Origin of the sequence: Streptomyces cupreus, from assembly GCF_014257025.1 — a bacterium.
GTDB lineage: Bacteria > Actinomycetota > Actinomycetes > Streptomycetales > Streptomycetaceae > Streptomyces > Streptomyces cupreus.
Map to the genome: position 1 here is coordinate 350,798 of NZ_JACMSF010000002.1, position 11,858 is coordinate 362,655.

The 11,858-nt window shown below is 70.5% G+C and carries 8 protein-coding genes and 1 pseudogene; 8 read left to right on the forward strand and 1 reads right to left on the reverse strand.

Translation table 11 applies throughout. From position 1 onward, the window contains the following. Window positions 1-81 precede the first annotated feature (81 nt). The 8 genes and pseudogenes from H4N64_RS03320 to H4N64_RS03355 form a co-directional block, all read left to right on the forward strand. Window positions 82-2,406 (forward strand): annotated as a pseudogene (locus tag H4N64_RS03320) (sigma-70 family RNA polymerase sigma factor); the annotation flags it as partial. A 41-nt stretch (window positions 2,407-2,447) separates the two neighbouring features. Then, window positions 2,448-5,573, forward strand: a complete 3,126-nt coding sequence (locus H4N64_RS03325; protein ID WP_186280544.1) for a helicase-related protein — start codon at window positions 2,448-2,450, stop codon at window positions 5,571-5,573. Next, window positions 5,570-7,417, forward strand: coding sequence for a DrmB family protein (drmB, locus tag H4N64_RS03330; RefSeq protein WP_186280545.1), 1,848 nt, complete (start codon window positions 5,570-5,572; stop codon window positions 7,415-7,417). The genes H4N64_RS03325 and drmB overlap by 4 nt, the downstream gene beginning before the upstream one ends. After that, window positions 7,414-8,502, forward strand: a complete 1,089-nt coding sequence (locus H4N64_RS03335; RefSeq protein WP_186280546.1) for a DEAD/DEAH box helicase — start codon at window positions 7,414-7,416, stop codon at window positions 8,500-8,502. The genes drmB and H4N64_RS03335 overlap by 4 nt, the downstream gene beginning before the upstream one ends. Window positions 8,503-8,749: 247 nt before the next feature. Continuing rightward, window positions 8,750-9,076, forward strand: coding sequence for a hypothetical protein (locus H4N64_RS03340; protein WP_186280547.1), 327 nt, complete (start codon window positions 8,750-8,752; stop codon window positions 9,074-9,076). A 105-nt stretch (window positions 9,077-9,181) separates the two neighbouring features. After that, window positions 9,182-9,601, forward strand: a complete 420-nt coding sequence (panD, locus tag H4N64_RS03345) for an aspartate 1-decarboxylase (protein WP_186280548.1) — start codon at window positions 9,182-9,184, stop codon at window positions 9,599-9,601. A 25-nt stretch (window positions 9,602-9,626) separates the two neighbouring features. Further along, window positions 9,627-9,971, forward strand: coding sequence for a GNAT family N-acetyltransferase (locus H4N64_RS03350; protein WP_186280549.1), 345 nt, complete (start codon window positions 9,627-9,629; stop codon window positions 9,969-9,971). Further along, window positions 9,971-10,636 carry an aspartate/glutamate racemase family protein gene (locus H4N64_RS03355; protein ID WP_186280550.1) on the forward strand — a complete coding sequence of 222 codons (666 nt, stop codon included), beginning with the start codon at window positions 9,971-9,973 and terminating at the stop codon, window positions 10,634-10,636. The genes H4N64_RS03350 and H4N64_RS03355 overlap by 1 nt, the downstream gene beginning before the upstream one ends. Window positions 10,637-10,896: 260 nt before the next feature. On the opposite strand, the gene gndA is transcribed toward H4N64_RS03355, so the two are convergent. Further along, the coding region (gene gndA / locus H4N64_RS03360) for an NADP-dependent phosphogluconate dehydrogenase (protein WP_186280551.1) at window positions 10,897-11,858 on the reverse strand (962 nt) is incomplete at its 5' end.

An 11,858-nucleotide genomic window follows, 5' to 3' on the forward strand; every position in this document is an offset into this window, starting at 1 on the left:
GGAGTTGCTGGCTCGGTTGAGGCGCGCCGCCGTGGACGGTGTCGTGCCGGAGCCGCTCTTCGCGCAGAACGTGGCGCGCTCGGGCTGATGAGTGCCGCTCGCAAATTCGACCCGACGAAGGGCTACAAGTTCTCTACGTACGCGACCTGGTGGGTCCGTCAGCAGATCACACGGGCCATCGCGGACGAGGGTGCGCTCATCCGGATTCCGGTCCACATGCACGAGCAGATGCGCAAGGTCTCGGCTGCGGAACGCGCTCTCGCCGCGCAAGGGCGGCCCGCGTCGGCCGTTGACGTGGCGGTGCAGTGCGACATGACCGTGCAGAGGGTGGAGGAGATACGGAGACTGAGTCGACGCACTGACTCGCTCGACCGCGTCATCGGTGACGGCGCCACTCTAGGCGACTTCGTCGAAGAAAGCCACGCGTTGCCGTCGGTGGAGCAGGGTGTGGTGAACACACTCCTGATGGAAGACGTCATGGCCGTCGTCGACACCTTCTCCGAGCGTGACGCCCGCGTCCTCGTCCGACGCCTGGGCCTCGACGGCGACGATCCCTCGACGCTCGACGAACTGGGGCGGGAGTTCGGCGTGACCCGGGAGCGCATCCGGCAGGTGGGGAGCAAGGCTCTCTCGGCATTCAGGGCGCGCCTGCGGATGGCCGGGGTCGTCAGTGCGTACGAGGGCGGGAATGCGCAGGAGGCCGCGGAGTACTGGAAGCTGGCCCGGTGGACAAAACGGCGTGCTCATAGCAGGGCGATGCCCGTGGTCTTGGTGGACGGGCCGTCATCCCGAGCCCACGACGGCCCGACGCAGGCCGATGAGTCGTCACACCGGAACGACGGGGAGGAGGCCGCGACGGTGGAGGAAAGCGAGAGGGACGCGGGGAAGGACACGCTAGACGGTTTCGCGGAACCCCCTTTTGCGACCTCGGCCGTTGAGGCCGCCGAGCGAGAAGGGCCCGACCAAGCCGACGAGCCCGAGTCGCCTGAGTCGCCCGAGGAGCGCAACCCCGCCGAGCCGCTGCAGCGCACCGCGGACTGGGAGAAGGCCCTGCGCCTGGGGGCGAGGTTCGAGGGCGGCATCGACTGGCTGGCCGAATACGCGCTGCTGGCGCTGGGACAGGCCCAGCTGACGGTGATCCTCGGGCCTCGGGCCGCCGCGGACGTCGTACGCGCGGCGCGGGAGCGCAGCATGCCGGACCGACAGGTGCTCACGGCTCTGGAAGTCCTGCAGCGCGTCTTCGACACGCTGAGAAAGGCCCAGCGTCGGCCCGAGGACTTCTTCGAGCGGCCCTCGGAGGCACTGGTCGGGCTAACCCCCAGGGCGTACTTGGCCAGGAAGCCGTTGGTGAACTCGGAGTCCCGCCTGGCCGTGCGTGACGCGCTGCGGGAACTCGCTGCGGGCATCCCGAGCCTACGGGCGCCCGGGGAACGACGACCCGCGTCCGATGCGCACCTGGGCGGCGCGTCCGCGGGGGCCTCGGACGGTGAGGCCACGATGCCGGAGGACGTGTCCGACGATGCACGGCCGTCCACCCCTGGGGCAGCTGACGGGAAGAGCCGGACCGAGACGGTCCCCCGCCGTGGTGCACGCTCAGGCGAGAGCGGGCAGAGCCACCACCACGTGCCAGGACACGATGAGGCGATGGACGGCCCAGGAGGCCCTTCCGCAGCGGACACAGAGCTGTCCTCTGAAGACCGGGATGAGGGAACACAGTCCGTCGCCGTCCAGGGTGAGGAGCAGGGGAGCCCTGACGACGGGCAACTCGTCGCCGGGATCCGCCGTGAGCACGAGGCCGAGCTGGAGCGTGTGCGGCTCGAACACCAGGAGCGCCTCGTCCAGGAGCGCCAGGCGCGGCAGGTCGTCGAGGAACGTGCCGCTGCCGTGGAGGCGGATACCGAGCGGCAGCTCGATGCCCTTGAGGGCGCGTTGCTGCGGCGTATGGACAAGACACTGGCTCGCCGCGAGGAGTTTCTGCGGGCCGAGGCCGGAGCGCGGATCGCGCTGCTGAAACAGGAGCAGCATGCGATGCGGCAGGAACTTGTCCGTCAGGTGGAGCAGGGTGAGGAATCCGTCCGGGTCGCCACCGAGAAGGCTGACTTCCACCAGAAACGGGCCGGAGAGACGGACAGGCGTCTGCGGGAGTACCGGGAAGGAGTCGAGACGCGTATCTCCGACCTCGAGGCGAGACTTCGACAGGCGGAAGCCACACTCGCCCAACGGAACCAGGCCGTCGAGGCGGCCCGCCGGCACGCGGAGACCGTCGAGCAGCAGGCCGCCCAGCGCATCGCCCAGAGCGAGCACAACGCCTGGGCCCGCATCAGCGAACTGCAACAAGAGCTGGCCGCGGCGCAGGCAGCCGACACCGACGGCAGCACTTTCCGGGACCGCTGGCGCCGGATCTGAAGCGCGCGCCGCCCACGTCCCCGTACCTCTGAAGGAACAGCATGGACCCCAGACAGGAACTCGTCGCCTACCTGCACAGACAGCTCGTCGGCCCGGCGGGGGGCGAAGACGAGACGCTCGACGCCCCGCCGGACAGGCAGTACCTGATGGGCACCCTGTATCCCCAGGACGCCGATCTGCAGCGCCAGTTGGACCTGGCCGCCGAGGAGCCGGACGGTGCCGGTACGGAGAGGGCGGCCGAGGACACCGCTCCCGCCGCCGACCCCGTCGCGGAGTCGAACTCGTGGCTGCCCTCCTCGCTCGGCCTCAGCTTCCACACCGACGCCGCCACCGTGGAGATCCGCTGTTCCGGTGCCCGCTACGAGACCCGCTCCGGTACGAGCGAACGGGGCCGGAGCTGGCAGCGCATTCCACTGCTGGCCGAGACGCACATCCTCGGCCCCGACCGCCTTGAGGTTGCCGTCCTCGACGCGCGCGCCGAACTCCGCGTAAGGCGCCGCGCGTTCGGTACCGGACAACTGGTGACTGTGGCTCTGGTAAATGCGATCCGGCACGAGCCGGCCCTCGGCAAGGCCGCCCAGTGGGATCGCATGCTGTTCCAAGTGGAGCTGGAGGCACGGCCCGTCGACGGCAGGGTGCTCCAGTACCCAAGCGTCCGCCTCGCCAGCCGCGACCCGGAGGAGCAGGAACTGCGCCTGCAGTACCGGCACGTGCGCACCCACGCCGTGGGACATGGCTGCGCGGTCGAGGAGCAGTACGACGATGCGGGCGGCCAGGTCACGGCGCTGCGCGCGGCCGTCATGCCGGAGGCCGAGGTCACCGGTGTGCGGGCGGCGGGCCCCAGCGGCACCCCGGTGCTGAACCTTGGGCACCTTGCCGACCCCGATATCCCTGTCAACCAACTTAGCGAAGAACTCTGGGAGTTCGCCGCCGACTACCGTGCGTGGTACGTGGGGCAGCTGAACGCGGACATCCCCGAGTGGGGACGAGCCGCCGCGGACCGCGTCCTGGGCCGTATCGCCGCCGCCGTCGCCCGCATCGAGTCAGGGGTGCGCACCCTCTGCGATCCGTCCCGGCCCGAACTGCTGCGCGCCTTCCGTACCGCCAACCACGTCATGGCGCTCCAGATGCGCCACTTCGCCCCGGATCTGGCGGGGACGCGCCGGTCTCGCCGCGACGCCGTACCCCCGGACCCAGAGCCGACTCCCGACGCCGCCTGGCGCCCCTTCCAGCTGGCGTTCTTCCTGCTGGCGCTGGACGGCGTGGCCGACCCCCGGCACCAGGACCGGGCCGTCACCGACCTCATCTGGTTCCCGACCGGCGGCGGCAAGACCGAGGCGTACCTGTTGCTCGCGGCCTTCACCATGACTCTGCGCAGGCGCGAACCCGACGGGGGCGGCACGGCGGTCCTCAGTCGCTACACCCTCAGCCTGCTCACCACCCAGCAGTTCCAGCGCGCGGCCACCACCGTGTGCGCCCTCGAAACCCTCCGTCGGGCGGACCCGGCCGGCTACGGTGACGAGCCCTTCTCGATCGGCCTGTGGGTGGGCGAGACGACCACACCGAACACGTACGAAAAGGCCCGTGCGGCCTTCGATGACGTGCGCGCAGCCGCCCGGCCCGAGGATGTGTTCATCCTCGACCGCTGCCCCTGGTGCGGCACCCGCATCCTGCCCGCCCACAAGTCACCTGACATCGCTGACTACGGCGTGCGCGCCAAAGCAGACTCCTTCGCCTTCTTCTGCCCGCGCGAGGAGTGCGTCTTCCACGACGAGCTGCCCGTCGCTGTGGTGGACGAGCACCTGTACGACCGGCCGCCCACGTTCGTCCTTGGCACCGTCGACAAGTTCGCCCGACTGGCATGGGAGCCCCGTGCCGGACGGCTGTTCGCGGCGGGCGGTACGCAGCTGCCGCCGTCCCTCGTCATCCAGGACGAACTGCATCTGCTCACCGGCCCCCTCGGCACCACGGTCGGCCTGTACGAGGCCGCCGTGCTGGGGCTGTGCACCCGGCCCGACGGCATCGGACCCAAGGTCGTGGCGTCGACGGCCACCATCCGCCGCTCAGGGGAACAGATCCGCGCCCTCTACGGCGGTGGCGTCCAGCTCTTCCCACCCGCCGGGCTCGACGCCCGCCACTCGTACTTCGCCGAACCGGACACCTCCCGGCCCGGCCGCCGCTACCTCGGAGTCATGGCCCAGGGACACACGGCAGGCCGCGCCGCCGTCGCCGTGGCCGCCGCCATGCTGCAGGGCGCATGGGAGCTGCCCGAGGAACACCGGGACGCCCACTGGACACTCGTCGCGTACCACCACAGCCTGCGTGAACTCGGCCGGACCGTCACCGCTGCGGCCGATGACATTCCCGCTCAGCTCGCCGGACTTGAATCCGGCCTGGGAACAAGGAAGTTGACGGATCACCAGGTGCAGGAGCTGACCAGCAACCTGCCGCGTGCGGAACAACCCGTACTGCTCGATCGGCTCGAGAAGCGATGGGACCATCCGGAGTCGGTGTCCTTCCTGCCCTGCACCAACATGCTGTCCGTCGGCGTCGACGTGAAGCGACTGGCACTGATGCTCATGCAGGGGCAGCCCAAGACGACGGCCGAGTACATCCAGGCCACCAGCCGTGTCGGCCGCCACGTCGTGCCCGGCCTCGTCGTCACCTTCTTCAACGCCACCCGGCCGCGGGACCGTTCGCACTACGAGACCTTCGACGTGTACCACCGCTCGCTGTACCGGCACGTCGAACCGACCAGCGTCACTCCGTGGTCCGTGCCCTCGCGCCGCCGCGCCCTGCACGCCGCTCTCGTCATCCTCGTCCGGCACCGCCTCGGCCTCGCCGCGGAGAACCAGGCGGGGGCGATACTGCACCACCTGCCCGAAGCGGAGGCCGTGGTGGAGGAGCTGGCGGTGCGCGCCGAGGCCTGCGAACCCGCCGCGGGCGACGCCGTGCGCAAGGAACTGTCGGACCTCCTCGCGGACTGGGAGGAAGCCGCGCGCGCAGCACGCAAGGACGGCCGGGAGCTGTTCTACCGCAGTCAGGGCAAGGGCCAGTCCAACCTCATCAAGAGCTTCGAGCAGAGATACGGCCTGTGGGAGACGCCCAACTCGATGCGCAACGTCGACCGGGAGTGCCAGGTGATGGTGAAGGGAGCCGACCTGTGAGCCGCACACTGCGGGTACGCCAGTCCCAGACGGTGGTGCCCTTCGGGGTCGGAGCCGTCTTCGACATCCAGGGCGAGTCGTTCGTCGCCACCGGAATCGGCGACTGGCCGAGCCGGGGCAGGCAGCAGGTCGACTCGCCCAGGCTGGCCTCCCGGATCGGGGTGACCGGCTTCTACGCCGCGCCGGCGACGGCCAATGACCGGTTCGACACGCCGGACGCGCCCGGGGCGCCGTACATCCGTTTCCCGTCCTGGCTCTTCTGTGGTGCCTGCCGTCGCATGACCAGGTGGCGCATCGCGGACGAGAAGCCAGGCCGGCCGCCGCGCTGCCCGTCCTGCTCGCCCGGGCGGGCGCTCGCACCCATGCGATTCGTGCAGATCTGCCCGGCCGGACACCTGAGCGACGTCGACTGGTGGTTCTGGGCCCATTCCCGAAAGGACGCGGGCGAGCGCCGGCAATGCGGTGACCGTGACAAGCTGCGCTTCCTGGTCTCAGAACGCGCCTCCGGCCTCGAGGCACTCTCCGTGGCCTGCACCGCCAAGGGCTGCGGAGCGGCCCGGGACCTGCTCGACATCCTCGGCACGCACGGCATGCGCTGCTCGGGACGCAACCCCTGGCAGCGGGCGAGCGAGGCCGGGGAGTGCGTGAAGCCGGTGCAGGTGGTGCAGCGCACCGCGGGAAACCTGTACTACCCGATCGTTCACTCGGCGCTCGACATCCCCGAGACCGACGCACCGGCCGTCACCGACGACGCGCTCGCCGCACGAGTGCGCGGACACGATCTGTGGGTGTCGCTGTGCAGAGGCGCCGACTCACCGCGGGCCGAGGTCTTCCGCTCGATGATTCAGGAGGACACCGGCGCCGACGACCAACTCCTCGACACCCTCCTCGCCGAGGAGACGGGGAGGCCCACCGCGGCGACCTCCACCGGGACCGGTACTCCCGACCGGCCCGACCTGAGTCGGGAGGAATGGGACGCCTTCACCGCTCCGGCACCGCCGGCCACCCGCGACTTCGCGCTGCGCGAGACCACGCTCGGTCTCGCCAGCGAGACCGCCGACCCCTGGGTGAGCCTCAGCCGCCGGTTCGGCCGGATCGTCCTCGCCGACCGGCTACGCGAGGTGCGCGCCCTGTCGGGCTTCACCCGGGTGTCCCCGGACGCCACCGTCGTCCCCGCCGACACCGCGCGGCGCCTGAGGTGGCTACCCGCCGTGGAGGTCTTCGGAGAGGGCATTTTCCTCACCCTGAACAAGAGTGAACTCGCCGCCTGGGAAGCGGACACCAGGGTCCGACGCCAGGTCTCCGGCATGCGAGCCGACCTCGATCGCTCCTTCCAGAAGGACCGTCTGGAGATCCTGACCGGACCGGAGCTGTCCCCGCGATTCGTGCTCCTGCACACCCTCGCGCATCTGCTGATCCGCCAGCTCTCCTTCGAATCCGGATACACGACGGCGAGTCTGCGCGAACGCATCTACGCACGCCGTGAGCAGGATCAGTACGGCATCCTCGTCTACACGGCCGCAGGCGACGCGGAGGGAACTCTCGGCGGTCTCGTCCAGCAGGGTGAGCCGCCCAGGCTCGCTGAGACCCTGCTCCGGATGACGGAGGCCGCAGCCTGGTGCTCTGCCGACCCCCTCTGCGCCGAGCACACCGGCCAGGGCTTCGGCAACCTCAACCGCGCGGCCTGCCACGCCTGCGCGCTGCTCCCCGAAACCAGTTGCGAGACCGGAAACACCCTCCTCGACCGCGCCCTCCTCGTCGGCGGCGAACGGGTGCCCGGCTACCTGGAGTCCATCGTCACCGCGGCCCGCGCCGCAGCCGCCGACGCCGTGGAGGAGATGTGACCGTCACCTATCTCGACCTCACCCGGGAACAGCGCTCCTGCCTCGACGATTTGCCCTTCGACGGCAACCACCTCATCAGTGGTCCGCCGGGAAGCGGCAAGAGCCTCCTTGCGGCCCAGCGAGCCGTCATGCTCGCTCTGACGGGAACGCCGGTGGTCCTGCTGACCTATTCCAACCTGCTGCACCAGTCGCTGGCCGGAGCCGTCCACGCGCTGGGACCCGCGGACCGCAGCGTGCGGGTGCGGACCGCGCACGCCTGGCTCACCGAGTGGTACGGCGGGAAGCCGCCCGGTGGTCCGGACGGCTGGTTCGACTGGCCCGCCCTGTACGAGCGGGCCGCGGCGACCGACCCTCCGCCCGGACTCACCCTGGTCGTGGACGAAGGCCAGGACCTGCCGCCGGAGTTCTACCGCCTCTGCCGACTGCTAGGAGCCCGCACGACGGTGTACGCGGACGAGTGCCAGCGTCTGACCGACACCAACTCAACACTCGCCGAGATCGTCGAGCGCCTGGGCCGCTGCGCGCGCCACGAACTCGACGGCAACCACCGCAACACCCGGCAGATCGCCTCCTTCGCGGCCCACTTCCACACCGGAGCCGGCCTGCCCCCGATACCCGAACGGGCGGGCCCGTCTCCGCGGCTGCACCGTCTCCCGCAGCGTGGTGCCGCCGACCTGGTGATGCTGCTGGCCAAGCAGCATCCGCAGTACAGCATCGGAGTGATAACCCACTCCAAGCACACTCAGTTCTCATTGCTCGGCACCCTGCAGAACAAGGCGCCCAGACTCAAACCACAGCTCTATACCTCCGATGCCTGGAAAGGGGGCCGCTACCACCGCCTGGACCTTGGCCGTCCCGGCGTCGTCCTGGTCCATCGGAGAAGCGCCAAGGGACTCGGCTTCGACACCGTCGTCATCCCCGACACGCACACCGACGCCGCCACTGATCCCACCTCGGCCGCGCTGCGCATGGAGTACTACGTCATGGCCACGCGAGCCCGACGCGAGCTGCATCTCGCTTACGAAGGAGCATCCGAGCCGCCGCTGTTGGCGCAGGTAGGGCCGAGCGATTTGCTACGTGGCTGACATACCTGGCCCGCCCGGCGTTCGGGAGCGTGCCGGTCGAGGTCCGCTGCAAGCAAGCCCGAGCCTCCATCAGAACCGGAGCGGTTCAGGGAGACAAGGCGACCGGTACGCCGCAGCGCGGCAGCGTGTAGAGCTTTGGGCCGGGCTGCGACGCCCGTGGTGCCTGGCTACCTTGTCCCAACCTTGTGCTGACTCTGCGGCGTGGCCGGTGTCGGCGTCTGGGAGGCTCTGACAGAAGTCCCAGGTCATGAGGCGTGAGACCCAGGTCTCCCCGCTGCAGTGGGCCGTGGTCTGCGAGGCGGCACAGGGGCCGGTGAGCGGCGACGTGGGAGACCGTGGAGGGGCCGACGAGCTCGCCGACCGTTCGGGCGAGGCGCTGGTGCGGAGCGCTGCTGATCAGGAGAGCGGCACTGCCAAGGCCCTGGTGGAGGAAGGCGTCGTGGCCCATCAGACGGCCGAGGGCGGCGGATCGCCGAGGCACCAGGCCGAGCCCTCGCGGCCGTGGCCACCCGCAGCCGACGCAGCCCGCCTGACGGCGCGTCACGAAAGTCAGCAATGTCAGTGTGAGCCCTGAAACACCTGGGGACGGCTGACCGGCGATGCGAATCGTTGTACGCTCCGAAGACCGCCCTTGACCTGCAATAAGCAGGCAGGGAGCAGACAGATCGGGAGTTTTTCCGTGCTTCGAACCATGTTCAAGAGCAAGATCCACCGTGCCACCGTCACCCAGGCCGACCTCCACTACGTGGGATCGGTGACCATCGACGCGGACCTGCTCGACGCCGCCGATCTGCTGCCCGGCGAGCTGGTGCACATCGTCGACATCACCAACGGCGCCCGGCTGGAGACGTACGTCATCGAGGGCGAACGCGGCTCCGGGGTGATCGGGATCAACGGCGCCGCCGCCCAACTCGTGCACCCCGGAGACCTGGTGATCATCATCAGTTACGCTCAGGTCACCGACGCCGAGGCGCGGTCACTGAAGCCGCGGGTCGTGCACGTGGACCGTGACAACCGGATCGTGGCCCTCGGCGCCGACCCGTCCGAGCCGGTGCCGGGCTCGGACCAGGAGCGCAGCCCGCAGGCCGTACCGGCCTGACGGACGCAGGATCAGGAGCGTGCCCATGAGCGACATAGAGATCCGCGACGACCGGGCGGCGGGCCGCCTGGAGGCGTTCGCCGGCGACGAAGTGGTCGGCCACATCGAGTACTTCGTCCTCGAGGCCCCCGGGCACGCCCTGGTCCCCGTCCACACCATCGTCGAGCCCGCCCATGAGGGAAAGGGCATCGCCGACTCCCTCGCCCGCGAGCTGTACGCCATCGCCGCGCGTGAGGGCACGGTCGTCGCCCCCCTGTGCCCGTACGTTTTCAAGTGGGCGGAACGCCACCCCGACGAGGCCCCCGCCGCCGCCCCCGAACTGCTCCGCGCGGCAAAGGAATGGCTCGTGGCCCACCCCGGCCGCTTCTGATGTCCCTCGCCCTCCTGCACACCTCACCGGTCCACATCCCGGTCTTCGACGCCCTGCGCGACGAGACCCGTCCCGGTCTTGAGCTACGACACTTCGTCGACGAGGTGCTTTTGGAGCAGGCCCGCGCCGAGGGCCCCGAGGCGGTCGCGGACGCCGTGGCGGCGGCATTGCGCCACGCGGTCGCCGAGGGCGCGCGGGCGGTGCTGTGCACCTGCTCGACCATCGGCGGCGTGGCGGAGGCGGCAGCCGCCGACGTCGGAGTGCCGGTCCTCCGCGTCGACCGCCCGATGGCTGCCACCGCGGTCGCGACCGGCCCCCGGATCGTCGTCCTCGCCGCGCTGGAGAGCACGCTCGCCCCGACGGCGGACCTGATCGAGGAGGAGGCGGAGCGCGCGGGACGCCGGGTCGCGGTGGAGACCCGCCTCGTCGAGGGAGCCTGGCCGCGCTTCGAGGCAGGCGACCCGGAGGGGTACGTACGGCTGATCGCCACCGCGGCCGACGAGGTCACCTCCGCCGACGTGATCGTCCTGGCCCAGGCCTCGATGGCCCCGGCCCAGCGCCTGACGACGACCGCGGTCCCGGTGCTCTCCAGCCCGCGTCTCGGCCTCGCGGCCGGGGCCCAGGCGGGTGACTGCACGGGCGAGCCGGGGTACGCGGGGCAGTAGTCCAAAGAGCCGCTCTTCATCACAGGCCGGAGGACACGATGACCAATCCGTACCCGGACCCGGTCCACCCGGACCCGACCCCAGGACCCACGCCGACCCCACCCCCGGAACCACACCCGTCCCCGGGCCCGGTCCCCACACCCCCACCACCGCCTCCGGGCCCCCAGCCGGTCCCGGAGCCGAACCCGTCCCCGATCCCTCCGGGACCGGAGCCGGTACCGAACCCGGAACCGGGTCCACCGCTGACGTGAAAGAGGGAGCTAGGCGGAAACCTCAGCCCGATCCCCACCCCACAACGTGTGGAACGACCCCTCCCGATCGGTCCGCCGATACGTGTGCGCCCCGAAGAAGTCCCGCTGCCCCTGCGTCAGCGCCGCGGGCAACCGCTCGGCGCGCAGCGCGTCGTAGTACGCGAGGGCCGCGGAGAAGCCGGGCGTCGGTACGCCCTGCCGCGTCGCCGACACGATCACCTCGCGCCAGTCGTCCTGAGCGGAGGCGATCTCACGGGCGAACGTCTCGTCGGACAGCAGGCTCGGCAGATCCGCCCGCGCGTCGTACGCCGCCCGGATCCGGTCCAGGAACGCGGCCCGGATGATGCAGCCGCCACGCCAGATGGAGGACACCGCACCGAGGTCGATGTCCCAGTCGTACTCCGCGCGCGCCGCGTCGATCTCGTGGAAGCCCTGCGTGTAGGACACGATCTTCGACGCGTACAGCGCCTGCTCCACCCGGTCCGCGAACGCGGCCGCCTCGGACTCGCTCAGCGCAGACGCCTTCGGGCCCGCCAGCCCCCGCGAGGCCTCGCGCAGCGCCGCGTGCCCGGACAGGGAGCGCGCGAAGACCGCCTCCGCGATGCCGGACACCGGGACGCCGAGGTCGAGGGCGATCTGCACGGTCCACCGCCCCGTGCCCTTCTGCTCCGCCTGGTCCACCACCACGTCCACGAACGGCTTCCCGGTCGCCGCGTCCACGTGCGCCAGCACCTCGGCCGTGATCTCGATCAGGTAGGAGTCGAGACGGCCGGTGTTCCAGGTACGGAAGATCTCCGCGATCTGTGCGGGGGAGTAGCCCGCGACATCCCGCAGCAGTTGGTACGCCTCACCGATCAGCTGCATGTCGGCGTACTCGATGCCGTTGTGCACCATCTTCACGAAGTGCCCGGCGCCGTCCGGACCGACGTGGGTCACACAGGGTGCCCCATCCGCCGCCTTCGCCGAGATCT